Source organism: Pseudomonas sp. M5A4_2d (assembly GCF_053345295.1).
The window spans coordinates 162,799-186,726 of record NZ_JBKEZW010000004.1; the positions used below are offsets into that span (position 1 = coordinate 162,799).

The window sequence follows — 23,928 nt, forward strand, 5'->3', positions numbered from 1 at the left end:
CACTGCGCAGCGATTACGCTGATCGGCCAAAATGTGGGGAGCGTCTATTGTTGTTCGGGTGTTGTTCAGATAAATACCGCACACTTCTGAACTCTACATCGCGCTGGGCATCTTTTAGCTGATTGGCTCAATGCATTCCAGTGGTGGTGGCGGATTATGCCCCAAGCGCGCGGTTTATAGGGTGAGTCGTCAAATTCCATCAAGTTTGGGCAGGAGAGACACCATGCAAGTAGCACAACATTACCGCTGGGGCTTCAAGGCCGCGGCTCTGCTACTGATCAGCAGCGTGCTGAGCGGTTGTGGCATCAATACGATTCCGACCCTGGATGAACAGGCCAAAGCCGCCTGGGGCCAGGTGCAGAACCAATACCAACGCCGTGCTGACCTGATCCCCAACCTGGTGGAAGTGGTCAAGGGCTACGCCGCCCATGAACAAGACACCCTCACCGCCGTGATTGAGGCGCGGGCCAAGGCCACCTCGATCCAGGTGGACGCCAGTACCCTCGACAACCCGGAAAAACTCAAGCAATTCCAGCAAGCCCAGGATGGCCTGAGCGGTGCCCTCAGCCGTTTGATGGTGGTGTCCGAGCGTTACCCGGACCTGAAGGCCAACCAGAACTTCCTGGCGCTGCAATCCCAGCTTGAAGGCACGGAAAACCGTATTGCCGTGGCCCGTCGCGACTTCATCCAGGCAGTGCAGGCTTACAACACCGAGATCCGCACCTTCCCGGGTCGCCTGTGGCACAGCGTGATGTACAGCGACTTGCCGATCCGCGCCACGTTTGAAGCCACCAGTGCCGACGCTGATAAAGCGCCGCAAGTGAAGTTCAAATAAGGCTTCTCTGAGGTGTCGATGCGTTTATTACGGATAGGCTTGGCGCTGTGGTTGCTGGCGTGCGTCGGTGTGGCCCAGGCGGCGCTGACCTTTCCGGCATTGACCGGGCGGGTGGTGGACGCCGCGCAGATGATCGACCCGGCAACGCACGCGCAGATTACCCAGCAGTTGCAGGCGTTGGAACAAACGTCCGGCGACCAGATCGTGGTGGTCACCGTCCCCGACCTGCAAGGCGTGCCGATTGAAGACTACGGTTACCAATTGGGTCGCCAATGGGGCATCGGCCAGAAGGGCAAGGACAACGGCGCACTGTTGATCGTCGCGCGTGATGAGCACAAATTGCGCATCGAAGTCGGTTATGGCCTTGAAGGCGTGCTGACCGATGCGCAGTCATGGGTGATCATCAACCAGGTGATTGCGCCCAAGTTCAAGGCCGGTAATTACAGCCAGGGCATCAGCGACGGCGTGGCGGCAATAGTGCAAGTGGTGGGCGGTGAGCCGCTGGCGGTGCCGGCCCATGTGGCGGATGCGAATTTCGCCAAGGATAATCCCGGGTTTTCCATCGGCTTGTTTATCCTGCTGATCGGCGTGTTATGGCTGTGCAATCGCTTGGGCCTACCGGTTGGCGCTATCTTGCTGGCGATCCTCAGCAGCAGTGGGCGCGGCGGCGGTGGCGGTGGCGGCGGTGGTGGTGGTGGCTTCCGAGGCGGCGGCGGTGGTTTCGGCGGCGGCGGTGCCTCAGGTGGCTGGTAATGAACGTGCGGCGGGTAATGACAATAACTAGAAAAGAGCATCTACAACCATGGCATTACTGACTGAACACGAGCAGCGCCAAGTCGCCGAAGCGATCGCCCGGGTTGAAAAAACCACCGACGCCGAACTGGTCACCGTGCTGGCGGCCCGCGCCGACGATTACGCTTACATCCCGCTGCTATGGGCCAGCCTGATTGCGTTGGTGGTGCCTGGCGTGGTGCATTACTTGTCGGGCTACCTGACCATGTACACCTTGCTGTTGGCGCAGTGGGCGACGTTTATTGTGCTGTGCCTGGTGTTTCGCCTGCCCAAGGTCACCACCCGCTTGATCCCGCGTTCGGTACGCCATTGGCGCGCGTCAAACCTGGCACGCCGGCAGTTTCTGGAGCAGAACCTGCACCACACGCTGGGCGGCACCGGCGTGCTGATTTTTGTCTGCGAGGCGGAGCGGTATGTGGAAATCCTGGTGGACGAGGGCATTTCCAAACACCTGGATAACAGCAGTTGGGATGGCATCGTCAAGGCGTTTACCCAGCAGGTAAAACAGGGGCAAACGCTGGCCGGGTTTATTGCGTGTATTGAAGCCTGTGGCGAGTTGCTCAAGGTGCATGTGCCGGTGACGCAGACGCGTAATGAACTACCCAACCGACTGATCGTGCTCGAATAACCCAAATTCCCCTGAGCCTATTTGGGAGCTGCTTTTCTGTGGGAGCCGGGCTTGCCCGCGATGGCCTCACCTCGGTTTGCCTGATGGACCGCGGTGCCAGCATCGCAGGCAAACCAGCTCCCACACAAAGCAGCTCCCACATTTGATTTGCGGCGGCTGAGTGACCGTTGATCAAATAACCCCGTGCCCTCAACGTCTATCCCCCCTAAAATGCCCGGCATTCCCAGCCCGAGGCGTTTTTGTTCATGTCCGTCACTGCTCAACCTGCCAGCCCTGCGCCGGATCATCACGCCCAGTTCATCGAACTGCTGAGCGCAAGCCTCGCGCAGCATGCGTTTATCAAGCTGGTACTGGCCAAGTACGTCGGTGAAGAGGCCGAGCTGCAGCGGCTGATCATCAAGCCAGTGACGGTCAAGGAGCAGCCGTGCCTGTCCTTCGTCTACCGCTACAAGACGCGCGACATCACCAAGAACTTCCCGCTGGCGGACGGCGTGGCAGCGATTGCCGAGCTGCTGCCGGCGTCGTTCAAGAACGCGCACTTGCTGTCGCTGACGGATGAAGCCCAGTTGGAGTACAGCAAGAAGAACAAAAGCTCGCTGTTCAAAAGCAAGCCGCAGCAACTGCGTGAGGCGCCGTCCGCGGAGCATAACCGCGAGAAAAATCGCTTCCTGGACCTGACGCGGCCGTTCCTCGCTGACCTGGGCGTAACCGACGCCAGGCAGGCGCTGATCCCATCGATGTCGCGCAAGTGGAAGCAGATCAATAAATTCATCGAAGTGTTCAGCCATGCGCTGACTTCGTCACCGTTGAAACTGGACCGGCCGGTGCGCGTCGCTGACTTTGGTTCGGGCAAGGGCTACCTGACCTTCGCCATTCACGATTACCTGCGCAACACCCTCAAGGCCGAGGGCGAGGTGACAGGTGTTGAGCTGCGCGAAGACATGGTAACCCTGTGCAACGCCGCCGCCGCGCGCCTGGAACACCCGGGGCTGGTGTTCAAATGCGGTGATGTGCGCAGCGTCGCGCCGAGCGAACTGGACGTGATGATCGCCCTGCATGCCTGCGACATCGCCACCGATTACGCGATCCACACCGGCATTCGCTCCGGCGCGTCGATCATCATGTGCTCGCCGTGCTGCCACAAACAGATTCGTCTGCAAATCCAGAGCCCGGTGCTGCTAAAGCCGATGCTGCAATACGGCCTGCACCTGGGCCAACAGGCGGAAATGGTCACCGACAGCCTGCGGGCGTTGTACCTCGAAGCCTGCGGTTATGAGACCAAGGTGTTCGAGTTCATCTCGTTGGAACACACCAACAAGAACAAGATGATTCTGGCGGTCAAACGCACGGAGCCGATCGACAACGCGCAACTGTTGGAAAAAATCCAGGCGCTGAAGGCGTTCTACCGGATCAGCGAACACTGCCTGGAAACCCTGCTGCGTGCAGAGGGTTATTTAGGCTGAAAACAGGACCAAAGTGTGGGAGCGGGCTTGCTCGCGAATGCGGTGCATCAGCCGCCTGATAGGTTGGCTGACACTGCGTTTTCGCGAGCAAGCCCGCTCCCACATTTAGGCCGCATTCATCTTTGAGGTCGGCGCAGGTTGCACCGCCGTCTTGCGCCCGAGCATCACTGTCACGATCACACCACAGGCAAACAGCCAGGTAATCGGCTCGATGTGCTCACCAAAGAACAACGCCGAAAACGCGATGGTGAAGAAAATCTGTAACAGCTGAATTTGACTGACCCGTGCAATGCCGCCCATGGCCAGCCCGGCGTACCAGGCAAAAAATCCCAGGAACTGCGAGAACAGCGACACATAGCCAAACGCCCACCAGGTGCGCATGGAAATCGCCCCTTGATGCTGCGCCGCCAGGTACCACACCGGGCCGATCAACACCGGCGTCGACAGCACCAGCGCCCAGCAGATCACCTGCCAGCCGCCCATTTCTTTGGCCAGCCGGCCACCTTCGGCATAACCCAGGCCGCCCACGGCAATGGCGCCGAGCATCAACAAATCACCCGCCTGGATACTGCCGGCACCGGTGATCAACGCGTAACTCAATACCAACGCACTGCCCAACGCCGCACAGGCCCAGAAGGCTTTCGACGGCCGCTCGTGGGACAGCCACGCCGCGTACAGCGCCACGCACAGGGGTTGCAGGCCGTTGACCAGCGCGCCATGAGACGCCGGCAAGGTTTGCATGGCCCAGGCCGACAGCACCGGGAAACCGAGAATCACGCCGGCGATGACCAGGCACAACCCGCGTACCTGGCGCCAGGTCGGCCAGCGCTCACGGCGCCACAGCAACAGCGCCGCTGCCGGAACCGCCGCGAACAACGCGCGACCCAGGCCGTTGAGCAACGGGTGGATTTCCTGCACCACGATGCGGGTGAAGGGCAGGGTCAGGCTGAAGATGATGACGCCCAGCAGGCCGAGGGCCATGCCGGTGTTTTCGCGCGAGCTCATGATGGGGACCGAAATCTGCAGGGCTTCAAGGGAAGCCCATCTAGCCACAACCCCTGCCAGTAGCGGGCCTACAGCTGGGTGCGGATTTATCCGTACAGTTTCAATCGCTCTGTTGGCAGTGCCGCCGCCTTAGCAGCCTCGCTGAAGCTCGACAGCTCCCACATTGGATCTCCATTCGCTCGCGATCTACTGTGGGAGCTGTCGAGCTCCAGCGAGGCTGCGAAGGGATCGCCTCGGTTGTGCTGACAGACCGAGAAATCTGCATCGCCGGCTGCACCCCTAACCTCAGAAGAACCGCGTGACGCTGATCTTCGCATCTCGGCCTTTGATGTAGGCGCGGTCGCCGCTCAAGGCCGGACGGAAGTTGTTGTTGAACAGGTTGTCCACGGTGAAGTTGACCTCGGTACCTTTGAGGTAAGCCTGTTGCGGTTTCCATTTGGCGAACAGGCCTTGGGTGTTGTAGGCCTTATTGCCGTATTGGTCGTAGAACAGGTCGCCCAAACTGCTGCCGGGGCCGCCGGAATATTTGTCACTCGGCAAGCGATCGGTTGCGCCGATGAACTGGCCCATCCAGCCCACTTGGGCATCCCAGGCTGGAATGTGGGTGCCCAGTACCAGCACCCATTTGGTCGGTGGAATGTCACGTGCCGGCACGTCCGGGCCCCATGGGTTGGTATAGGCGCCTTCGTGTTCACCTTTGGCGTAGGCGAACGACACCGAGCCGAACAGGTAGGTGGAGTTGTAGAACGATTCGAGCTCAAAGCCCTTGATGGTCAGGCCGCCGATGTTGCGGTAGTTGGGCATCGCCCCCGATGGGCAGGCGCTGGAAATGGTGCCGCCATTGATCGCCTGGTTCTGGCAGCCGACGCCGGTGGCCTTGAAGATTTCGTCTTCGACTTTGTTGTGGAACACGGTGGTGCGCACTTGCAGGTTGTCGTCCTGGGCAAGCACGTTATCGTAGCTGACGACACTGCCCACGGTGATCGACGTGATGCGCTCGGGGTCGAGGTCGACGCTGGTGGCCGTGCGGCTGCCCAGGCCTTGCACTTCGTACTGTTCGTCGATGACCGGTGCGCGCCAGGTTTTGCTCCAGTTGGCGAACAGCCCAAGGTGCGGGGTGACGTTCCAGAACAGCGCCAGGCGCGGTGACCAGCCGGTGTAGGTGCGGTCGCTGTAATCGTGGCCGAAGGACGGATCGGGGTTGTTGTAGTACGGCGCATCGTTGCCTTCGCCGCCGTTGCGCACGTGGTCGTAGCGCAGGGACGGGGTGATGGTCACATCGCCGACGGTCACCGCATCCTGGACAAAGAAGCTGTGGGTATCGACCTTGCCGTGGGGCATGAAGCCCGGCTGGAAATGCCCATAGTTATAGCGCGCGGTGTTGTACGTGGCACCAGGCATCCACATCTCGGTTTCGCGGATGTGCCTGCGAATCTGCCCGCCGACGGTCACCGCATGCTGCAACGGCCCGGTGTCGAACAGGCTGACGTTGCGGATGTCGAGGTGCTTGTCGGTGTAGGCGGTGTCCATCTTGCGCCCGCCGGTGGCCAGTTGGAAAAACGCGCTGGCGTCGCGCTCGTCGGTCTGGTCGGTGTTGGACTGGGAATATTTGACGGTCAGGTCCACCAGCGGATTATCCAGCGGCGTGTATTCATACTTGCCCGACCAGGTGGTGTCGACAGTGTCGCGGTGGGCTAAAAAACGCTTCAACGCACCTTCGTAGCCATAGCGGTCGATGTTGGCCTGGGTCGGCGGCGTCGGGTAGCTGGCGGCGGAGAACGGCGTCCAGCGATTGCTGTGGGAACGCGAGTAGGACAGGCCAACGCTGTGCTCATCGGTGAAGTGCGCGTTGACCTTGAACAGCTTGCCGTCCACATCCTGGGCACTGTTGGGCAAGCGCTGCGGGTTGACCGGGTACTCGTTGTTGTCGTTGGGCAACTTGGCGGCCACCTTCATATCACCGCCGTCGCGCTGGGTCAGGTAGGCCAGCGCGTCAAAACGGCCGTCGTCGGTGCGGCCATACACGGCACTGCTGTAGACCTGTTCGTGGTCGTTGCTGGAGTAACCGTATTTGAGCATTGCGCCGCTGTTGCGACCGTCCTGGAGCAGGTCCGGGGCGTCCTTGGTGGTCATGTTGACCGTGCCGCCAAAACCGCCGTTGCCGGTGAACGGCGAGTTGGGGCCTTTCTCGACCTCGATGCTTTTGATCAACTCCGGCTCGATAAACACGGTGCCTTGCTGGTAGCGCTCGAAGCCGCTCTTGGTGGCGCCGTCGACGGTCAGCGGCACGTCTTCGGCATCGCCGAAACCGCGGATGTTGATGGTCTGGCCGCCGGGTTTCAGCGAACCGCCCTGGCTCACGCCGGGCAAGGTCTGCAACAGGCTGGGGATGTTGTTGGACTGGTAGCGGTCGATGTCGGCCTGGGTCAGGGTGGAGCGGTTGACGGTGCTGGCGTCGACTTCGTTACCCGTGCCTATCACGCTGAGAGCGTCGAGCTGGATCGCGCCGCTGTGGGTGGTCTTGCCTTCGTCGGGGCGCACGACGTAAGTGGTACCGACCCTGATCAGGGTGAATTCGCCGTTTTTCAGCAAGGTGCGAATCGCCACTTCCGGGGTGAACTCACCATTGAGCGCCGGCGCCTGCACGTTCTTGAGCAATGTTTCATTGAACAGCAGCTGGATTTTCGCCTGCTGCGCCACTTGGCTCAACGAGGTGGCCAGGGACTGGGCGGGCAGTTGCAGCTTGAACGTCTCGGCCTGGGCACTGAGGCTGAACGCCATGCAGGTAGCAATCAGGGACGGTCGAAGAAACAGGTGCGAAGCGTGGCAAGGCGCGCGAAACATGGAATCCCCCGGGGTGGCTAAATAGCCAAAAAGGTGTGCGTATCAAACACAGTCGGGAGGAAGACGGCGCAGGCAAAAAATTCCACACCTGCGAATGCAAAATATTCTCAAATGGAGGGCGAGCCTTACTTGATCGGTTCAATTCTCACGATGCCATCGGCCGACGCCACGGTTTTTACCGGGAGCAGGGCAGGCAGGGCATTGAGCAGGGCGTCCGGGTCATTCACATCCAGATTGCCCGAGAGCTTAAGTTGCGCCACGGCTTTGCTGACCTGCAACGGGGCCTGGGGCCGGTAGAGGCTCAGCTCATCAATGAGGCTGGCCAGGTCGCGATTGCGAAAGGACAGGTGCCCGCTGCGCCAATCGGCGACGTCTTCGCCCGTGAGGGTTTGCTGTTGAACAGTGCCTTTGGCGTAGCTGTAAGTTGCGCGTTGCTGCGCGCCGAGCAAGGTGACGGGGCTTTTGGCGTCCGCCGCGAAGGCGACCTGACCATGGGCGACGCTGACCACCAGTTGTTGCTGGCTGCGCCGCACATCAAACCCGGTGCCGACCACCCGCACGTTCGCCTCGCCGGCCTGCACGTACAGCGGCCGCTCCTTGTCGGCAGCGACCTCGATGTACAACTGGCCCTTGTCCAGATGAAGGATGCGTTGATGGGCGCTGAAATCTACCCGCAGATGGGTGTTGGCATTCACATACAGCGTGCTGCCATCGGGCAGATTGAGCGTGCGCATGCCTTTGGCATGCCCGGCGATTTGGCTGTGGTAGAGCTCGCGAGGCGCGCCGATGTGGGTGGTCAGCACTGTGCAGACCAGCGCGGCCGCCACGGCCAGGGCGGGGCGCCAGATCGAGGGTTTGCGCGCGGGCAGTGGCACGGGTTGGTTCAGTTGCTGCAACTGGGCGAGGTCGGCCCACAGTTGCTCGAATTCGGCATAGGCGCGTGCATGAGCGGGCTCAGCCTGCCAGGCGGCAAAGGCTTTGCGGTCGGCACGCCCCGCGTCATTGCGGTTGCGCGCGAACCAGCTGGCGGCTTGGGCGTCAATGGAGTCGCTCGCTTCGATGTCCAGGGCGTCGATGTCGCTCAAGCGGTTCATTCTGGCTGCTCCGTGCCGGGGTCAATGTGAAGACGTCGCTTGCAATGCAGCAGGGCAAAAGCGATGTGCTTTTCCACCATGCTGGTCGAAATGCCCATGCGCTCGGCGATCTGCGTCTGGCTCAGGCCTTCGAAGCGGTGCAGCATAAGGGCTTCTCGCCTGCGGGGCGAGAGTTCGGCGAGGACTTCTTTCAACTGTTCCAGGCGTTGCAGGCGCTGCGCGGCGGCCATCGGGTCATTTTGCTCGTCGGTGACCGGCTCGGCGTCCCTGTCGGCCGGCTCAGCGTGGGCGGTCTGCCGTACCTTCTGTTTACGCCAGTGATCGCGCAGCAGGTTGCGCGCCATCTGGAACAGAAACGCCCGTGGCTGCTCGACCTTCGCGCGGTCGCGGTAGTCCAGCCACTGGGTAAAGACATCCTGGGTCATGTCCGCCGCGTCGCTGGCGTTGTCCGTGCGCTTGCGCAGGAAATACAGAATATCTGCATAAAACCCGCGAAAGGCATCGGCCGACAACGGGTCGGGCTTGGGACGAGACATGGCTATCCTTCTTGACGAAGCACGACGTAGAAAAGCCATGAATGATATCGAGAACTATTGTCATTTGTCGCGGTATAACGAATGGCGCATTTAAAATGTGGGAGCGGGCTTGCTCGCGAAGGCGGCATGACAGTCGACATTTGGGTTGACTGACACACCGCTTTCGCGAGCAAGCCCGCTCCCACATTAGGTTGTAGTCCTAGCGGAGTAATGCTTTCAGCTGCTCGACCCCCGCTTCACCCAATGGGAACACCGGCAACCTTGGATCACCCGCTTCCAACCCGGTCAAACGCAACCCAGCCTTGATCGTCGCCGGCAAACCTCCCTTGAGGATGAATTCCAGCAGCGGTAACTGGCGATAGAACAGGGCCCGCGCCTTGGTCAGATCATTGGCCAACACCGCCTCGTACAACGCCAGGTTGAGCTGCGCGATCAGGTTCGGCGCCGCCGTGCACCAACCCTTGGCACCTGCCGCGAAAGCTTCCAGCGCCAGCGGGTTGCAGCCGTTGTAAAACGGTACATCGCTGTGACGATGCAACTGGTGCATGCGCTGAATATCGCCGGTGCTCTCCTTGACCATGGTCACGTTTTCGACCTGCTTGATGATGCGCAGAATCAACTCCACCGACATGTCTGTGCCGCTGGTAGCCGGGTTGTTGTAGAGCATGATCGGCACGCCGACGCTGTCGCCAATCGCGGCATAGTGGGCGAGAATTTCCGCTTCGCTGAGTTTCCAGTACGAGGCCGGCAGTACCATCACCACGTCGGCGCCATTGGCCTCGGCGTAACGGGCCCGACGCACGGCCTTGGCGGTGGTCAGGTCGGACACACTGACGATAGTCGGTACGCGCCTGGCGATTTTCGCGAGGCTGTAGGCACTGACTTCATCCCACTCGGCGTCGCTCAGGTAGGCGCCCTCGCCGGTACTGCCCAAGGGCGCGATGGCGTGCACGCCACTGTCGATCAAACGGTCGATGGAGCGGCCCAGGGCGTCGAGGTCAATGCGTTGACCGTCGGCGCTGAACGGCGTGATGGTGTAGCCGATGATGCCGTGAATAGTGGGTGTGGACATGGGAAGTCTCCAGTCGAAAAAGGGCAATCAGTTCAAGCAGTCGGCGTGTTGGCGCAGGCTCTGCCGGGCGTAGTAATTGAACGCGGCGCCGTGGCGCTTGGGCTTGGAGATCCAGTCATGAGCCTCGCGCCCCAGCGCCGGCAGGATCGGCTTGATCGTGCCCGCCGCCATCGCCAGCAACTGCAACTTGGCCGCGCGCTCGATCAACTGCGCGATCACACAGGCTTCTTCGATGCTCGCCCCGGTGGACAGTTGGCCGTGATGCGAGAGCAAAATCGCGCGTTTGTCGCCGAGCGCCGTGGTGATGATTTCCCCTTCTTCATTACCCACCGGCACTCCCGGCCAGGCTTCCAAAAAAGCGCAGTCTTCGTACAGCGGGCAGAGGTCCATGTGCGACACCTGCAGCGGTACTTCCAACATCGACAGCGCGGCAATATGAGTGGGGTGCGTATGGATGATGCAGTTCACATCCGGCCGCCCACGGTACACCCAGGTGTGAAAGCGGTTGGCCGGGTTGGGAATGCCGTGGCCTTCCAAAACTTCCAGGTCCTCATTGACCAGCAATAGGTTGCTGGCGGTGATTTCGTCAAAACCCAGGCCCAGTTGCTGGGTGTAATAAGTGCCAGGCGTGGGGCCTCGTGCGGTGATCTGCCCGGCCAGGCCGGAGTCGTGACCGTGTTCGAACAGAATGCGGCACGTGAGCGCCAGCTTTTGCCGGTCGGTCCACGTATTATCCGCCAGGGAATTTTGCATCTGAATCAGCGCTTGCTTGACCAGTTGGTCTTTTGAGAGTGCTAATGTCTTGGCCATATCGGTGTCCTTTGGGTGGTTCAATGGACGTCGGATTTGCGGGTCTCCAGCGCGAGCAAGGCTGTTGGGTGAACGCAAATGACACTAAAGATGCTATATGACACTTTGTGTCATTGGCAAGCGCGGCTCTCGCTTTTCTGCATGGATTAACCGCATCAAATGTCTATCCGTTTGAAATTATTGAGAAAAAAACTTGGCGTAACGTTGGAGTCCTTGGCCGAAAAGTCCGGGATGACCAAAAGCTACCTGTCGAAAGTCGAGCGCGGGCTCAATACGCCGTCGATTGCCGCCGCGCTGAAACTGGCCAAGGCCTTGAACGTGAAGGTCGAAGAACTGTTCAGCGAAGACAGCGTCAGCCTCGACAGCTACAGCCTGGTGCGTGCCCATGAGCGGCCGGACACTGCGCCGGGTTATGCGGTGCTCGCGCATCAGGTCAGTGAGCGCAGCCTGCTGCCGTTCATCATCTACCCGCCGGCTGAGTTCACCGACAAGACCTTCAAGGAGCATCTGGGAGAGGAATTTTTATTCGTGCATGAAGGCCAGGTGGAAGTGGATTTCATGAACGAGCGGGTGATTCTGGAGCGGGGTGACGCGCTGCACTTCAACGCGCAAAAGCCCCACCGGCTTCGCTCGGTGGGGGAGGTGCAGGCGCAGTTGTTGGTCGTGGTGCACAGCGCTGAGGAATGACTGCGATCACTAGTTGAAATGCAGTCAATGTGGGAGCTGGCTTGCCTGCGATAGCGGTCTGCCAGTTGACACACGGTTTGCTGACCCACCGCTATCGCAGGCAAGCCCGCTCCCACATTTGACCTTCTTTGTTGCAGGTGATCAGCGCTCGACCGGCACCGAGAGCGCCGAATTACCCAAAGGATGTGTCCGTGCCGCAAAAAACTTCAGCGCCACACCACTGCCCTCAAACAACGCCGAATACCGGCGCTTCTGCTGACGAATAAACCCGTCGCTGCGCCCCGATACCGAAATCGCCAGCGTGGTCAGCCTGGCCTGGCGAAGCGCATCCACCAGGTGTTTATCCTGCGGCCCCAAATCATGGCCGAAGATGCACAGTGCGCCCTCATGGCTGAGCAACTGCTCATAACAGAACGACAGATAGTCCGAGCTGCGGATGGTCTTGAGCTTCTCTTCCACCTTGCCTTCGCTGACAAACAACGGCACATCGTCCAGGGTCTTGATCGTATTGTTGATCGCAAAACTGCTGAGCAAGGTGCTGTCGGTGGAGGGCAATTTGCGCGCCGTACCGTCGAGGTTGCGCACCAGGTGCAGGCCGCCGTGCAGGTAGAGGATGCGCGTGGCCTCGGTGTGGGTGTTGCGCAGGTCGAAGCTGGCGTCGGCGCTGCGGAACAGGTCATCAATGCCCGGGGTGTGCAGGATCGCCCAGTAGTTGAGCAGGTCGTAGTTACTGGTGAACACGGTGGCGTAGTTGGCCAGTTCCGCGTTGATCGTCGCCAGGGTCGAGGGCTGCACCAGGCGCCATGGAATGTGCACGGCGTGGATGGTGTTGATCAACGCTTCCTTGATCGCATAGTAGCGATTGCGCGGCGCGGCTGAGCTGACCGCCAGGGCTTTGTTGACCCGGCTGGTGGTTTTCAGTGCGCCCAGTGCTTGTTCGAAACTGCGGGTTTGCAGGGCGTCAAACACACTCAGCTCGGATTGGCTCAGGGGTTTTTCTTCGACGGTGCGCGCGTTTTCGAACAGCGAGTCGTAGGCAAAGTCTTCCCAAATCGCCCGGCTGGCGCCGTTGCCGATCAGAATCCCATTGAAGTCCACGCTGCTGCGCAGCGCGCTCCAGTCTTCAAGGTGGGCGTCAATATCCTGGAAATCCATCATTGCGGCGGGTCTACTCGAAATCGGCTGGGTGGTGACTTTATCACGAGCCGGAGTTGATCTTGGTCAAGATGCCGCAGGCAAGTCAGGTTGATCCTGTTGGCATAACGCCTCTGAGGATTCGCCATGAGCAGCACCTTTTTCATTCCCGCCGTCAACATCATGGGCACCGACTGCCTCGACGAAGCCATGACCGCCATCCGCAACTACGGCTTTCGCAAGGCGCTGATCGTCACCGACGCGGGTCTCGCCAAGGCCGGCGTGGCCAGCATGATCGCCGAGAAGCTGGCGATGCAGGACATCGACTCGGTGATTTACGACGGCGCCAAAGCTAACCCCAATGTGGAGAACGTCGAGAAAGGCCTGGTGTTGCTGGAAGCAAATGCCTGTGATTTCGTCGTGTCGCTGGGCGGCGGTTCGCCCCATGACTGCGCCAAGGGGATCGCGCTGTGCGCCACCAATGGCGGGCATATCGGCGACTACGAAGGTGTCGATCAGTCCAGTAAGCCGCAACTGCCACTGGTGGCCATCAACACCACCGCCGGCACCGCCAGCGAGATGACCCGCTTCTGCATCATCACCGACGAAACCCGCCACGTGAAAATGGCCATCGTCGACCGCAACGTCACGCCGCTGCTGTCGGTCAACGACCCGGCGCTGATGGTCGGCATGACCAAGGGCCTCACCGCCGCCACCGGCATGGACGCCTTGACCCATGCCATCGAAGCTTACGTGTCCACTGCTGCCACGCCGATCACCGACGCCTGCGCGATCAAGGCCATCGAACTGATCAGCGCCAACCTGCGCCTGGCGGTGCACGATGGCACCGACAAGGCTGCACGGGAAAACATGGCCTATGCGCAATTTCTTGCCGGGATGGCGTTCAACAATGCGTCCCTGGGTTTTGTGCACGCCATGGCCCACCAACTCGGCGGCCTGTACGACTTGCCCCATGGCGTGTGCAACGCGGTGTTGCTGCCGCATGTACAAAGCTTCAACGCCAGTGTCAGCGCCGAACGCTTGAGCGACGTGGCGCGTGCATTGGGCGCCGATATCAAGGGCATTACTCCGGAAGAGGGCGCCCAGGCGGCTATCGCCGCCATTCGCACGTTGGCCCAGGATGTCGAGATTCCGGCCGGGCTGCGCGAGCTGGGCGCCAAGCTGCAGGACATTCCGCTGCTGGCGACCAATGCGTTGAAGGATGCGTGTGGCCTGACCAACCCACGGCGGGCCGATCAGCGTCAGATTGAGGAGATCTTTCGCAGCGCGTTCTAAAAGGAGCAGTCGCATGCTGCAAGCGTTAAGCTACGAGCTGAACTGCATTCAACTTGAGCATGAAGCTTGCGGCTTGCCGCTGAGGTCCCCCAATGAGAGTTCTCCTATTCGGCGCCACCGGCATGGTCGGCCAAGGCGTGCTGCGCGAGTGCCTGCTGGCGGCTGACGTACAGGAAGTCGTCGCCGTCGGCCGCACCCCGTTGACCCAGGAGCACGGCAAGCTGCACCAGGTGTTGCACAGCGATATGCTGGATTTCCAGCCCCTGGAAAACTTGCTGCAAGGGTTTGACGCGTGCTTTTTCTGCCTCGGCGTTTCGTCGGCAGGCATGAATGAAACCCGGTACACCCACCTCACTTATGACCTGACGCTGGTCGCCGCCAGTACCCTGGCGCGGCTCAACCCGCAAATGACGTTTATCTACGTGTCCGGTGCCGGCACCGACAGCTCCGAGGCAGGCAAGTCGATGTGGGCGCGTATCAAAGGCAAGACAGAAAACGCCTTGCTGCGTCTGCCGTTCAAGGCGGTGTACCTGTTTCGGCCGGGGGTTATCCAGCCCTTGCATGGCGTGCGCTCGAAGACGCCGTTGTACCAAGCCTTCTATACCGTGCTCGGGCCGTTGCTCTCGTTTGTGCGTCGCGCCAAGCCAGGCTGGGTGGTCAGCACCGAGACCGTCGGCCAGGCCATGTTGGCGGCGGTGCGCCACGGTGCGCCGCATGTAGTGGTGGAACAGGCGCAGATCAATCGCTTGGCCTCCGAGCGTCGCTGATGTTGCACAAGAGCCTGGTGCGTCGCCTGGACCTGATCACCTTGCAACTGTTCGTTGCGGTGTTCGAAGAAGGCACGCTGACCCGCGCGGCTGCCCGTGAAGCCATTGCGGTCTCGGCGGCGAGCAAGCGCCTGATGGAGTTGGAACAGGTACTGGGCGTGAGTCTGTTTGTGCGTCGCGCCAAGGGGATGGACCTGACCGCTGCGGGCGAAACCCTGTTGCACCATGCGCGGCAGATGCTGTTCAACGTCGAAAAAATGGGCCTGGAACTGGGTGAACATAGCCACGGCGTGCGCGGTTATGTGCGGATGCTGGCGAATCTGTCGGCGATCATTCAGTTCCTTCCAGAGGACCTGCGCGATTTTTCCGCACGGCACCCCGAAGTGAAAACCGACCTGGAAGAGCGCCCCAGCAATGGCGTGGTGCAAGGCGTGCTGGATGGGGTCGCGGACCTGGGGATTTGCTCCAGTGACACCGACACCAAAGGCCTGCCCAGCGTGATTTATCGCCACGACAAACTGGTGGTGCTGATGCCGGCGGATCATCCGTTGGCCACACGCCAGACCTTGGCATTCGCTGAAACCCTCGACAGCGATTACGTCGGCCTGCATGCCGCCAGCTCCATCAATATGCGCACCCACGCCGCCGCACGCGAGGCGGGCAAGATGCTGCGCCTGCGCATCCATGTGCCGGGGTTTGATGCGATGTGCCGGATGGTCCAGGCGAATATGGGCATCGGCATCCTCCCGCAAAAGGCCTATGAACTGTTTGGTCGTGCGTTGGGGTTGCACGCCGTGCCGCTGACGGATACTTGGTCGGATCGCCGCTTGATCGTGGTGGTGCGCGATGAGGCGCAGTTGTCGCCGGTCAGTCGGTTACTGTTCGATTATCTGAGTGTTCGTGTTTCGCGAACGCTTCTTGCCAACTGACGGTTGGATTTATCGTCCCCTTGTCCTCTAGCCTTGGTCGCACATTCCAAGAATAAGAGGGACACCCCATGACGGCTCCGTTGAGCGGTATCAAGGTGATCGAGATCGGCACCCTGATTGCCGCGCCGTTCGCCGCCCGGCTGATGGCCGAGTTTGGCGCCGAGGTGATCAAGATCGAAGCCATGGGCCAGGGCGACCCGCTTCGCAAATGGCGAAAGCTGCACGAAGGCACGTCGCTGTGGTGGTACCTGCAATCGCGCAACAAGAAGTCCCTGGCGCTGGACCTCAAGTCACCTGAAGGCCTGGGCTTGATCAAGCAACTGCTCGGTGACGCCGACGTGCTGATCGAAAACCTGCGCCCCGGCGGCCTGGAAAAGCTCGGCCTGGGCTGGGACGTGTTGCACGCCCTCAACCCCAAGCTGACCCTGGTGCGTATTTCCGGCTACGGCCAGACGGGCCCTTATCGCGACCGCCCGGGCTTTGGTGCCATCGGCGAGGCGATGGGCGGCATCCGCTACACCACCGGCAACCCGGATTCGCCTCCGGCGCGGGTGGGTGTGAGCCTGGGCGATTCCCTCGCGTCACTGCACGGTGTGATTGGCGCGTTGATGTCGCTGCTGCGGGTCAAGACCGGGCAGGGCGACGGGCAGATTGTCGATGTGTCGCTGGCCGAAAGTGTGTTCAACCTGATGGAAAGCCTGGTGCCCGAATACGACATGCTCGGCCATGTGCGTGAGCGCAGCGGCGGCGCCTTGCCCGGCATTGCGCCGTCCAATACCTACCTGACCGCCGACGGCGCGTATGTGGTAATCGCCGGTAACAGCGACCCGATCTACAAGCGCCTGATGCACACCATTGGCCGCGCCGACCTGGCCGAAGCGCCCGAATTCGCCCACAACGATGGTCGCGCAGCCAAAAGTGGCTTGCTCGACGCGGCAATCACCCACTGGACCAGCAGCCAGCCCATCGACCAGGTGCTCAGTGCCTTGCAAGCCGCTGAAGTGCCGGCCGGGCGTATCTACTCAGTGGCTGACATCGTCAGCGACCCGCACTACCAGGCGCGCGACATGCTGCTCAATGCCGAACTGCCCGGTGGCGTTTCAGTGAAGATGCCCGGCATCGTGCCCAAGCTTTCCGAAACCCCGGGCGCCGTGAACTGGCAGGGTCCGACGCTTGGCCAGCACACTGACGACATCCTCGCTGGCCTCGGCCTGACAGACGCTGATATCCAACGCCTGAAAACCTCGGGAGTGGTGCAATGATCACCGACTATTGCGACCCGCTGATCGTGCAGGAAGTGTCCCCGCGCGATGGCTTGCAAATCGAGCCCACCTGGGTCGAGACGGCCGACAAGATTGCGTTGATCGACCAGCTGTCCCTGGCCGGTTTTTCGCGGATCGAAGCCGGTTCGTTTGTCTCGCCCAAGGCCATTCCCGCCTTGCGCGATGGCGAGCAAGTGTTCCAGGGCATCCACCGGCGCCCCGGCGTTATCTATGTCGCGCTGATCCCCAACCTCAAAGGCGCGCAGCGCGCCATTGAGTCGCGGGCCGATGAGCTGAACCTGGTGATGTCCGCCAGCCAGACCCACAACCTGGCGAATATGCGCATGCGCTGCGAGGCCTCGTTGGCGGCATTTGAAGACATTGTCAGCTTTGCTGCCGACTACCCGGTGCGCCTCAATGGCAGCATTGCCACTACCTTCGGTTGCCCGTTCGAAGGCAGGATTGATGAAGACCGTGTGCTGCAAATCGTCGATGCCTACCGCGAGTTGGGCATCCAGGGCATCACCCTGGCCGACACCACGGGCATGGCCAATCCGCGCCAGGTAGAACGGCTGGTCAAGCGCGTGTTGCAGCGCGTCCCCGCCAGCGACTTGACCCTGCATTTTCACAACACCCGCGGCCTGGGTTTGTGCAATGTGCTGGCGGCTTACGAAGCCGGCGCCCGCCGTTTTGATGCAGCCCTGGGCGGCCTCGGCGGCTGCCCGTTTGCGCCGGGTGCGTCGGGCAATATCTGCACCGAAGACCTGGTCAACCTGTGTGAAGAGGTGGGGATTCACACCGGCATCGACCTGCCGCACTTGTTGCATATGTCCCGCCGCTTGCCGGCCCTGCTCGGCCATGAGCTGCCCGGCCAGGTGGCCAAGGCGGGGCGCAATTGCGACCTGCATTCACCACCCGCTTACATCGCCACGCTGTAACGCCGCACCAGACAACAAAAACAATCGGGCGCCTTTGAGCAGCCCGCTGGAGAGAAAGCATGAGCACTAATACGTTAGAGGCAGGCGTGCGCCCGGCCGCGGAAATCGATGCCGAAAAAGCCCTGGTCAGCAAGGTCGCCTGGCGCCTGATGCCGCTGATCATGGTGTGTTACCTGTTTGCGTTTTTTGACCGCATCAACATCAGCTTCGCCAAGTTCCAGTTGCAAACCGACCTGAGCCTGAGTGACACCGCTTACGGCCTGGGCGCCGGGTTGTTTGTGGTGGGCTATGTGATTTTCGAAGTGCCGAGCAACATGATGCTGTACAAGGTCGGCGCCCGCCGCTGGATCGCGCGGATCATGATGTCGTGGGGCCTGGCCACGGCGGCCATGGTGTTTGTCACTGCCGAATGGCAGTTCTACGGCCTGCGCTTCATCATCGGTGCGATGGAAGCGGGGTTTGCGCCGGGCGTGTTGTATTACCTGACGTTGTGGTTCCCGCAGCACTTTCGCGGGCGCATCACCTCGTTGCTGTTCCTGGCTTCGGCGTTCGCAGGATTGGTCGGCGCGCCGTTCTCGGGGCTGGTCTTGGAACATCTCGACGGCGTGCTACAGATGCGCGGTTGGCACTGGTTGTTCCTGCTCGGCGGCTTGCCCTGCATCGGCCTGGGTTTTCTGGTGCTGACGTTGCTCAAGGACCGGATTGAAGACGCCCATTGGCTGACGCCTGCGGAAAAGACCTTGCTGTCCAGCCGTATCGCCCAGCATGAGCCGAACGCGCACGGTGGTTCGCTGCTGTCGGCGATCCGCATTCCTGGGTTCCTGATGCTCGGGTTTATCTACTTCCTGATCCAGGTGGCGTCCTATGGCCTCAACTTCTGGGCACCGCAACTGATCCGCAGCGCGGGCACCCAGAGCCCGGTGATGATTGGCCTGCTCACGGCGATTCCGTATGTGTGCGGGGCGATCAGCATGGTGGTGATCGGGCGGCTGTCGGACGCCACCGGCGAGCGCCGCAAGTTTGTCTGCGGCTTGGTGGTGCTCGGTGCGATTGGCTTTTTCAGTGCCGGGATCTTTGCCGACCACACCACCTTCCTGATCATCGCCCTGGGCATGTTGGGCGCCGGCATTATCGCCTCGATCCCGACGTTCTGGACCCTGCCCCCCAAGCTACTGGCCGGCGCCGGTGCCGGTGCAGCCGGAGGCATTGCGGTGATCAACACCTTGGGCCAGTTCGGCGGCATCGTCAGCCCGGTGATGGTGGGGCGGATCAAGGACCTCACCGGCAGCACCACCCCGGCGCTGTATGTGATCGGCGTGTGCGCACTGTTGGCGGCGGCGCTGCTGCTGTGGGGCTTGCCGCAAAAGCTGCGCACGTTGGATCGGGGTTGATCAGCCCGCCGTTGCCAATGCCTGGGCGGGCGTGCTGCTGAATTGAATCAACGCCACCCCGCCTATCAACAACAACGCCCCCAGCACACGGGGCGTTGTGAGTTGGCGCTCGACCAGGCCGAACAGGCCAAAGTGATCGAGCAGCAGCGAGGCGAGAATCTGACCGGCCATGGCCAGTGCAATAAACCCCGACGCGCCCAACTTGGGCAGCAACATCAACGCCAGGGAAATAAAGCACACGCCAAACGCGCCACCGGCCCACATCCACAGCGGTGCCTTGCTGATAAAGCTCAGGCTCGGCAGCGGTAAACGCAGGGCCAGCATCACCGGCAGCAACACGATTATGCTCACCAGCAGGGACGCCAACGTGGCCCACAACGGGTGACCGAGGCCGCGCCCGAGGTTGGCATTGATCGCACTTTGAAACGGCACCACCGCTCCCGCAATCACCGCCAGCGCCAACAAACCTACCCAATGCAACGTCGTCATTTCGAATCTCCCAAAGGTTTTTCTGGACTCTAGGCTATTCGTCGCGCAAATTTAAATTCAAAGTTCTTATGCCGAGCATGCATCTGATGAATGATCTTCGCCGCATCGACCTTAACCTGTTGGTGATTCTGGATGCCTTGCTCAGCGAGCAACACGTCACCCGCGCTGCCGAGCGTTTGCACCTGAGCCAGCCGGCGGTCAGCCACGCGTTGGCCCGGCTGCGAGACGTGTTGAGTGACCCGTTGCTGGTACGCCAGGGCGGCACGCTGGTGCCGACGGCGCGTGCCCTGGAATTGGCGACGCCGTTGGCCGAAGCCTTGGCCCAAGTGCAGGCACTGTTGGCGCCGAATCGCTTTGACCCGGCGTCAGCCAAACGCAGGTTTCGCGTGGCGATGTCGGACTACAGCGCGGCCATTTTTCTGCCTGATCTGGTGCGCACGTTGCGCCGTGAAGCCCCCGGCATCGACCTGCAAATTATCCAGGCCAGCCGTGAAGGGATGGTGGACGGCGTGCTCAATGGCGATATCGACCTGGCTGCCGGCGTCTTCCCCGATATGCCCGCCGAACTGCGCACCACGCCTTTGTTCGAGGAGCATTACACCTGCCTGGTGGACCGCCACAGCCTGGCGCAAAGTGGCACGCTCGACCTGCCCACCTACCTGTCGCGCCCGCATGTGCTGCTGGAAATGCGTGGCAGTGGTACCCCGGAAATCGAGCGCGCGTTGACGGCCATTCGTGAGCGGCGGCATGTGGCGATCAGCCTGCCGCACTGGGGCGTGGCGCCGCAGTTGATCCAGGGCACGGACCTGATTCTGACCGTCTCATCCAGAGGCTTGCTCAACATTGATCAGCAGCAGCTGTTGGCCGTGCCGCCGCCGTTTCATATTCCCTCGTTTGCCTTTGAACTGGCGTGGCATGCGCGCCGGGGCGGGGATTCGGGTTTGCAGTGGTTGATTGGGCAGGTGCAGGGTGTATTGTCCGAAGGCCTCCAATAACAGGAACAACACCATGCTCTCAGGCCTCAACCACCTGACCCTTGCCGTGACCGATGTGAACCGCAGCGTCAGCTTCTACCATGAGCTGTTGCAGCTTCAGCTCGACGCCACCTGGGACAACGGCGCCTACCTCTCGTTGCCCGGTTTGTGGCTGTGTTTGTCGCTTGATCCATCGCGCCTGTCGGCACCCGTAGCTGAATACACTCACTACGCGTTCACGGCGGATGCCGGTGATTTCAGCACACTGGTGGCGCGCCTGCGAGCCGGCGGTGTGCAGGAGTGGCGCGACAACCGCAGTGAAGGTGCCTCGTTCTATTTTCTCGACCCCGATGGGCACAAGCTTGAGGCCCATGTCGGTGACTTGGCGTCGCGTCTGCAAGCCTGTCGTGCCAAGCCTTACGCAGGCATGAAGTTTTACCCGTAGCACCAGAACGTGCAGAATCCCTGCACCTCTTAACCGTCTGTCAGAGTCGCGCCCATGACCCCATCCTTGCTGCTCGCCGTCCTCGCTTCGGGTTTTATCTACGGCATTACGCCTGGCCCGGGGGTACTGGCCGTGTTCGGTATCGGTGCTGCGCGCGGGCGTCGCGCCGGGGCGGGTTTCCTGTGCGGGCATTTGCTCGGGGATGTGGTGTGGTGCAGTACGGCGCTGATCGCCATTGTTGGCGCGCGGGAAGTCGGTAGCAGTGCATTTGATGTGTTGGGTGTGCTCAGTGGGTTGTATTTGTTCTGGCTCGGCTGGCGCGCCATTCGCACTCAACGGCGTAGCAGTGATGCCCCTCAGGGCGCTGCGCGGCATCCGTTTTGGCACGGCATTTTGTTTGGCTTGACCAACCCGAAGGCCTACCCGGTGGCGGTGGCGACTTTCACTGCATTGCTGTCCAGCCGCGCCGAACTGCTGACCTGGGCAATGCTGCCGTCATTAATCGTCCTGAGCTTTGTCGGTGGTCTGCTGGCCTACGCGATTCTGATCGCTGTGGTCGGCGCCCAACGCGTGCGTACGGTGTATCAGCGCCATGAAATCCTGATCACCAAGCTCTGCGGCGTGATGTTTATCGGCTTCGCCATTAACGCGCTAGCGCACGCATTACCGGGCCTGTTTGGCAGCAAACCGGCGTGAGGCAACGACGACCGTTCGTCGCACTGGCAAGTTTTTTCTAAACCTTTGCCGCCCTGAAAATTCGAATTCAGGGCGAGGTGTGTGTTCTCGCACCTATTTTTGCCCTGGAGGAACCCATCATGAGCCGCATGGCTATCCGGTTACGCACCGCCAGTTTCGCGATGCTGCTGGGCCTCGGCGCCAGCAATGCTTTCGCCCAGTCGCCTGCTGAATTCATCGAGCAGGCTTCGGCCAAAGGTATGGCCGATATCGAAACCAGTCGCATGGCCCACGCCAAAACCTCGTCCCAGGAAATCAAGGACTACACCATCGAGGTGATCAATGAGCGCACCCTGGCCAACCAGCATCTGGCTGCGATTGCCAAGAAGCTCGACTTGCCGGTGGCCCCGCGCGAGAAGATCGTCGACAAAGCTGAAACCCTGATGCCTGAACTCAAGGACGGCGACTCCTTTGACGCTGCCTACACGGCGCAGCAGGTCAAGGAAAACGAAGACGCCATCGCCTTGTTCAAACGGGAAGGCGCGGCATCGGATGTACCGGAGATAAAGGCCCTGGTAGATGAGACGCTGCCTAGATTGGAAGAGCGTCTGCAGAAGGCCCGTGCCTTGGCATCGACCTACGGTAAAGGTCATCAGGGCGACGGTTGAAGCCGTCACTTGAAGTGAAAAACGGCGGTTGGAGCATCTCCAACCGCCGTTTTTTTATGCCTGGTTCAGATCGGTTTTACTCGGTACTGCATCGTCTACTGCTTCACCGCAACTGCTGTTCAGGCTGACACTGCCCGTCGCCCCGATGCTGCGGTATTCGTTGCGCAGTTTTTCCAGTTCTTTGCGGTCCAGGCCATCCAGGCTCAGCACGGCGTTTTGTGCATCCTTGGACACGCGCAGCAGCTCATCAATCTTGATATGCAGGATGTCGTTGTCGCGGTTTTGCGTGTTCTGGATCAGAAACACCATCAGGAAGGTAATGATGGTGGTCGAGGTATTGATGATCAGCTGCCAGGTGTCGTTGTAATGGAAATAAGGCCCGCTCAGGCTCCACAGGAAAATCAGTGCGACGGCTGCGTAGAACGTCCGGGCACTGCCTGCCCAGCGGGACAGAGACTGCGAGACTGCGGAGAATTTCATGACCGTTTTCCTCAAAGGGTGGGTGATGAAATTATGGACCGCAGCCGCGCTTTGAAATTTCTTTTTACAATTAAAAGGGTGAGCAACGTTGTACGTTTTTGTCGCCCGTCCCTAGAACGCCAGTTCTGCCTGACCGGCACCTTCCAGCGCGAGCAAATACTGTTTGGCCTCCAGCCCACCGGCAAACCCGGTCAGCCCGCCTGAGGCGCCTATCACCCGATGGCAGGGCGCAATGATCGAGATGGGATTGCGCCCGTTGGCAGCGCCCACTGCACGCACGGCTTTCGGGTTACCAATCTGCTGGGCGATCTGGCTGTAGCTGCGGGTTTCGCCAAAGGGGATGGTCAGCAGCGCCTGCCAGACTTGCTTCTGGAACTCGGTGCCGGTGAAGTCCAGTTCCAGTTCGAATTGGTGGCGGGTGCCGGCGAAATACTCCTTCAATTGTTGCTCGGCTGCCAAGAGCACAGAGCTGTCGTTAGCCTCGCGCAACTCACCCAGGCGCACGCGGTTGGCGCGCTCTTTTTCCCACAGGATGGCATTGAGTTTGCCATCGCGCGCCACCAGGGTGAGCTGGCCGACGGGGGAGGGCATGAGCTTGAATTGGTAAGACATGAGCGGACTCCTGCTGGGTGAGTGTGGTTCTAGCCTAAGGCGACACGCTCATCGGCAAACTACGTTTCTTGCGGTCAAATTCAAAGCCGCTAGCGGCGTTAC

Annotated in this window: 25 protein-coding genes; 15 read left to right on the plus strand and 10 right to left on the minus strand. The window is 60.8% G+C overall.

The window, feature by feature from the left end; translation table 11 throughout:
* Nucleotides 1-223: 223 nt before the first annotated feature.
* The 4 genes from ACLBW8_RS13795 (at nucleotide 224) to ACLBW8_RS13810 (ending at nucleotide 3,718) form a co-directional block, all read left to right on the plus strand.
* Nucleotides 224-835 carry a LemA family protein gene (locus ACLBW8_RS13795; RefSeq protein ID WP_064451253.1) on the plus strand — a complete coding sequence of 204 codons (612 nt, stop codon included), beginning with the start codon at nucleotides 224-226 and terminating at the stop codon, nucleotides 833-835.
* Between the two features lie 18 nt (nucleotides 836-853).
* A complete protein-coding gene (locus ACLBW8_RS13800; RefSeq protein ID WP_447805577.1) occupies nucleotides 854-1,588 on the plus strand; it encodes a TPM domain-containing protein in 735 nt (244 codons plus the stop codon).
* A gap of 49 nt (nucleotides 1,589-1,637) precedes the next feature.
* On the plus strand, nucleotides 1,638-2,255 hold the full coding sequence (locus tag ACLBW8_RS13805; protein ID WP_064451255.1) for a TPM domain-containing protein: 618 nt from the start codon (nucleotides 1,638-1,640) through the stop codon (nucleotides 2,253-2,255).
* Between the two features lie 245 nt (nucleotides 2,256-2,500).
* Entirely contained in the window at nucleotides 2,501-3,718 is a 1,218-nt protein-coding gene (locus ACLBW8_RS13810; RefSeq protein WP_447805578.1) for a class I SAM-dependent methyltransferase, read from the plus strand.
* Between the two features lie 105 nt (nucleotides 3,719-3,823).
* Here ACLBW8_RS13810 and ACLBW8_RS13815 read toward each other — a convergent pair whose 3' ends face one another.
* The 6 genes from ACLBW8_RS13815 to ACLBW8_RS13840 all read right to left on the minus strand — a co-directional run bounded on the left by ACLBW8_RS13815 (nucleotide 3,824) and on the right by ACLBW8_RS13840 (nucleotide 11,079).
* Nucleotides 3,824-4,723: a DMT family transporter gene (locus ACLBW8_RS13815; RefSeq protein ID WP_447805579.1), complete on the minus strand. Its 900-nt coding sequence runs from the start codon at nucleotides 4,721-4,723 to the stop codon at nucleotides 3,824-3,826.
* A gap of 285 nt (nucleotides 4,724-5,008) precedes the next feature.
* Nucleotides 5,009-7,567: a TonB-dependent hemoglobin/transferrin/lactoferrin family receptor gene (locus ACLBW8_RS13820; protein WP_447805580.1), complete on the minus strand. Its 2,559-nt coding sequence runs from the start codon at nucleotides 7,565-7,567 to the stop codon at nucleotides 5,009-5,011.
* Between the two features lie 125 nt (nucleotides 7,568-7,692).
* A complete protein-coding gene (locus tag ACLBW8_RS13825) occupies nucleotides 7,693-8,661 on the minus strand; it encodes a FecR family protein (RefSeq protein WP_447805581.1) in 969 nt (322 codons plus the stop codon).
* Nucleotides 8,658-9,197 carry an RNA polymerase sigma factor gene (locus tag ACLBW8_RS13830; RefSeq protein WP_447805582.1) on the minus strand — a complete coding sequence of 180 codons (540 nt, stop codon included), beginning with the start codon at nucleotides 9,195-9,197 and terminating at the stop codon, nucleotides 8,658-8,660. The genes ACLBW8_RS13825 and ACLBW8_RS13830 overlap by 4 nt, the downstream gene beginning before the upstream one ends.
* Nucleotides 9,198-9,396: 199 nt before the next feature.
* Entirely contained in the window at nucleotides 9,397-10,269 is an 873-nt protein-coding gene (locus tag ACLBW8_RS13835; protein ID WP_447805583.1) for a dihydrodipicolinate synthase family protein, read from the minus strand.
* Nucleotides 10,270-10,296: 27 nt separating this feature from the next.
* Nucleotides 10,297-11,079 (minus strand): aldolase, encoded by a 783-nt coding sequence (locus tag ACLBW8_RS13840; RefSeq protein ID WP_262667262.1) that lies wholly within the window; start codon nucleotides 11,077-11,079, stop codon nucleotides 10,297-10,299.
* 159 nt (nucleotides 11,080-11,238) lie between these two features.
* Between ACLBW8_RS13840 and ACLBW8_RS13845 the strand changes: the two genes are divergently transcribed.
* Nucleotides 11,239-11,766 (plus strand): helix-turn-helix domain-containing protein, encoded by a 528-nt coding sequence (locus ACLBW8_RS13845; protein WP_064451263.1) that lies wholly within the window; start codon nucleotides 11,239-11,241, stop codon nucleotides 11,764-11,766.
* 141 nt (nucleotides 11,767-11,907) lie between these two features.
* On the opposite strand, the gene ACLBW8_RS13850 is transcribed toward ACLBW8_RS13845, so the two are convergent.
* Complete coding sequence (locus tag ACLBW8_RS13850; RefSeq protein WP_447805584.1) at nucleotides 11,908-12,924, minus strand: DUF4917 family protein; 1,017 nt, start codon at nucleotides 12,922-12,924, stop codon at nucleotides 11,908-11,910.
* Between the two features lie 123 nt (nucleotides 12,925-13,047).
* Between ACLBW8_RS13850 and yiaY the strand changes: the two genes are divergently transcribed.
* The 6 genes from yiaY (at nucleotide 13,048) to ACLBW8_RS13880 (ending at nucleotide 19,483) form a co-directional block, all read left to right on the plus strand.
* A complete protein-coding gene (yiaY, locus tag ACLBW8_RS13855) occupies nucleotides 13,048-14,196 on the plus strand; it encodes an L-threonine dehydrogenase (RefSeq protein WP_447805585.1) in 1,149 nt (382 codons plus the stop codon).
* Nucleotides 14,197-14,288: 92 nt separating this feature from the next.
* Nucleotides 14,289-14,963, plus strand: coding sequence for an NAD(P)H-binding protein (locus tag ACLBW8_RS13860; RefSeq protein ID WP_447805586.1), 675 nt, complete (start codon nucleotides 14,289-14,291; stop codon nucleotides 14,961-14,963).
* The gene (locus ACLBW8_RS13865) at nucleotides 14,963-15,892 is read left to right on the plus strand and encodes a LysR family transcriptional regulator (protein WP_262667264.1); all 930 of its coding nucleotides are present in this window, start codon (nucleotides 14,963-14,965) and stop codon (nucleotides 15,890-15,892) included. The genes ACLBW8_RS13860 and ACLBW8_RS13865 overlap by 1 nt, the downstream gene beginning before the upstream one ends.
* A gap of 68 nt (nucleotides 15,893-15,960) precedes the next feature.
* Nucleotides 15,961-17,154, plus strand: a complete 1,194-nt coding sequence (locus ACLBW8_RS13870; RefSeq protein WP_064451268.1) for a CaiB/BaiF CoA transferase family protein — start codon at nucleotides 15,961-15,963, stop codon at nucleotides 17,152-17,154.
* Nucleotides 17,151-18,092, plus strand: coding sequence for a hydroxymethylglutaryl-CoA lyase (locus ACLBW8_RS13875; RefSeq protein WP_064451269.1), 942 nt, complete (start codon nucleotides 17,151-17,153; stop codon nucleotides 18,090-18,092). The genes ACLBW8_RS13870 and ACLBW8_RS13875 overlap by 4 nt, the downstream gene beginning before the upstream one ends.
* Nucleotides 18,093-18,151: 59 nt before the next feature.
* On the plus strand, nucleotides 18,152-19,483 hold the full coding sequence (locus ACLBW8_RS13880) for an MFS transporter (RefSeq protein ID WP_447805587.1): 1,332 nt from the start codon (nucleotides 18,152-18,154) through the stop codon (nucleotides 19,481-19,483).
* Here ACLBW8_RS13880 and ACLBW8_RS13885 read toward each other — a convergent pair whose 3' ends face one another.
* Nucleotides 19,484-19,972, minus strand: coding sequence for a DMT family transporter (locus tag ACLBW8_RS13885; RefSeq protein ID WP_447805588.1), 489 nt, complete (start codon nucleotides 19,970-19,972; stop codon nucleotides 19,484-19,486).
* A gap of 77 nt (nucleotides 19,973-20,049) precedes the next feature.
* On the opposite strand from ACLBW8_RS13885, the gene ACLBW8_RS13890 reads away from it, so the two are divergent.
* The 4 genes from ACLBW8_RS13890 (at nucleotide 20,050) to ACLBW8_RS13905 (ending at nucleotide 22,734) form a co-directional block, all read left to right on the plus strand.
* The gene (locus ACLBW8_RS13890) at nucleotides 20,050-20,967 is read left to right on the plus strand and encodes a LysR family transcriptional regulator (RefSeq protein ID WP_447805589.1); all 918 of its coding nucleotides are present in this window, start codon (nucleotides 20,050-20,052) and stop codon (nucleotides 20,965-20,967) included.
* A gap of 13 nt (nucleotides 20,968-20,980) precedes the next feature.
* On the plus strand, nucleotides 20,981-21,391 hold the full coding sequence (gene fos / locus ACLBW8_RS13895) for a fosfomycin resistance glutathione transferase (protein WP_447805590.1): 411 nt from the start codon (nucleotides 20,981-20,983) through the stop codon (nucleotides 21,389-21,391).
* 54 nt (nucleotides 21,392-21,445) lie between these two features.
* Nucleotides 21,446-22,087, plus strand: a complete 642-nt coding sequence (locus ACLBW8_RS13900) for a LysE family translocator (protein WP_447805591.1) — start codon at nucleotides 21,446-21,448, stop codon at nucleotides 22,085-22,087.
* 119 nt (nucleotides 22,088-22,206) lie between these two features.
* Nucleotides 22,207-22,734, plus strand: coding sequence for a DUF4142 domain-containing protein (locus ACLBW8_RS13905; RefSeq protein WP_064451275.1), 528 nt, complete (start codon nucleotides 22,207-22,209; stop codon nucleotides 22,732-22,734).
* A gap of 54 nt (nucleotides 22,735-22,788) precedes the next feature.
* On the opposite strand, the gene ACLBW8_RS13910 is transcribed toward ACLBW8_RS13905, so the two are convergent.
* Nucleotides 22,789-23,214, minus strand: a complete 426-nt coding sequence (locus ACLBW8_RS13910; RefSeq protein WP_064451276.1) for a low affinity iron permease family protein — start codon at nucleotides 23,212-23,214, stop codon at nucleotides 22,789-22,791.
* A 111-nt stretch (nucleotides 23,215-23,325) separates the two neighbouring features.
* Nucleotides 23,326-23,826, minus strand: a complete 501-nt coding sequence (locus ACLBW8_RS13915) for a methylated-DNA--[protein]-cysteine S-methyltransferase (protein ID WP_221294176.1) — start codon at nucleotides 23,824-23,826, stop codon at nucleotides 23,326-23,328.
* Nucleotides 23,827-23,928: the final 102 nt, after the last annotated feature.

What these genes read in the sequence shown, in the direction of transcription:
- ACLBW8_RS13815 (WP_447805579.1), bottom strand. Translation starts at nt 4,723, where the DNA reads ATGAGCTCGCGCGAAAACACCGGCATGGCCCTCGGCCTGCTGGGCGTC.
- ACLBW8_RS13835 (WP_447805583.1), bottom strand. Translation starts at nt 10,269, where the DNA reads ATGTCCACACCCACTATTCACGGCATCATCGGCTACACCATCACGCCG.
- ACLBW8_RS13795 (WP_064451253.1), top strand. Translation starts at nt 224, where the DNA reads ATGCAAGTAGCACAACATTACCGCTGGGGCTTCAAGGCCGCGGCTCTG.
- ACLBW8_RS13885 (WP_447805588.1), bottom strand. Translation starts at nt 19,972, where the DNA reads ATGACGACGTTGCATTGGGTAGGTTTGTTGGCGCTGGCGGTGATTGCG.
- ACLBW8_RS13840 (WP_262667262.1), bottom strand. Translation starts at nt 11,079, where the DNA reads ATGGCCAAGACATTAGCACTCTCAAAAGACCAACTGGTCAAGCAAGCG.
- ACLBW8_RS13850 (WP_447805584.1), bottom strand. Translation starts at nt 12,924, where the DNA reads ATGATGGATTTCCAGGATATTGACGCCCACCTTGAAGACTGGAGCGCG.
- ACLBW8_RS13915 (WP_221294176.1), bottom strand. Translation starts at nt 23,826, where the DNA reads ATGTCTTACCAATTCAAGCTCATGCCCTCCCCCGTCGGCCAGCTCACC.
- ACLBW8_RS13820 (WP_447805580.1), bottom strand. Translation starts at nt 7,567, where the DNA reads ATGTTTCGCGCGCCTTGCCACGCTTCGCACCTGTTTCTTCGACCGTCC.
- ACLBW8_RS13860 (WP_447805586.1), top strand. Translation starts at nt 14,289, where the DNA reads ATGAGAGTTCTCCTATTCGGCGCCACCGGCATGGTCGGCCAAGGCGTG.
- ACLBW8_RS13810 (WP_447805578.1), top strand. Translation starts at nt 2,501, where the DNA reads ATGTCCGTCACTGCTCAACCTGCCAGCCCTGCGCCGGATCATCACGCC.
- ACLBW8_RS13800 (WP_447805577.1), top strand. Translation starts at nt 854, where the DNA reads ATGCGTTTATTACGGATAGGCTTGGCGCTGTGGTTGCTGGCGTGCGTC.
- ACLBW8_RS13830 (WP_447805582.1), bottom strand. Translation starts at nt 9,197, where the DNA reads ATGTCTCGTCCCAAGCCCGACCCGTTGTCGGCCGATGCCTTTCGCGGG.
- ACLBW8_RS13890 (WP_447805589.1), top strand. Translation starts at nt 20,050, where the DNA reads ATGCATCTGATGAATGATCTTCGCCGCATCGACCTTAACCTGTTGGTG.
- ACLBW8_RS13905 (WP_064451275.1), top strand. Translation starts at nt 22,207, where the DNA reads ATGAGCCGCATGGCTATCCGGTTACGCACCGCCAGTTTCGCGATGCTG.
- ACLBW8_RS13910 (WP_064451276.1), bottom strand. Translation starts at nt 23,214, where the DNA reads ATGAAATTCTCCGCAGTCTCGCAGTCTCTGTCCCGCTGGGCAGGCAGT.
- ACLBW8_RS13870 (WP_064451268.1), top strand. Translation starts at nt 15,961, where the DNA reads ATGACGGCTCCGTTGAGCGGTATCAAGGTGATCGAGATCGGCACCCTG.
- fos (WP_447805590.1), top strand. Translation starts at nt 20,981, where the DNA reads ATGCTCTCAGGCCTCAACCACCTGACCCTTGCCGTGACCGATGTGAAC.
- ACLBW8_RS13845 (WP_064451263.1), top strand. Translation starts at nt 11,239, where the DNA reads ATGTCTATCCGTTTGAAATTATTGAGAAAAAAACTTGGCGTAACGTTG.
- ACLBW8_RS13880 (WP_447805587.1), top strand. Translation starts at nt 18,152, where the DNA reads ATGAGCACTAATACGTTAGAGGCAGGCGTGCGCCCGGCCGCGGAAATC.
- ACLBW8_RS13805 (WP_064451255.1), top strand. Translation starts at nt 1,638, where the DNA reads ATGGCATTACTGACTGAACACGAGCAGCGCCAAGTCGCCGAAGCGATC.
- ACLBW8_RS13900 (WP_447805591.1), top strand. Translation starts at nt 21,446, where the DNA reads ATGACCCCATCCTTGCTGCTCGCCGTCCTCGCTTCGGGTTTTATCTAC.
- ACLBW8_RS13875 (WP_064451269.1), top strand. Translation starts at nt 17,151, where the DNA reads ATGATCACCGACTATTGCGACCCGCTGATCGTGCAGGAAGTGTCCCCG.
- yiaY (WP_447805585.1), top strand. Translation starts at nt 13,048, where the DNA reads ATGAGCAGCACCTTTTTCATTCCCGCCGTCAACATCATGGGCACCGAC.
- ACLBW8_RS13825 (WP_447805581.1), bottom strand. Translation starts at nt 8,661, where the DNA reads ATGAACCGCTTGAGCGACATCGACGCCCTGGACATCGAAGCGAGCGAC.
- ACLBW8_RS13865 (WP_262667264.1), top strand. Translation starts at nt 14,963, where the DNA reads ATGTTGCACAAGAGCCTGGTGCGTCGCCTGGACCTGATCACCTTGCAA.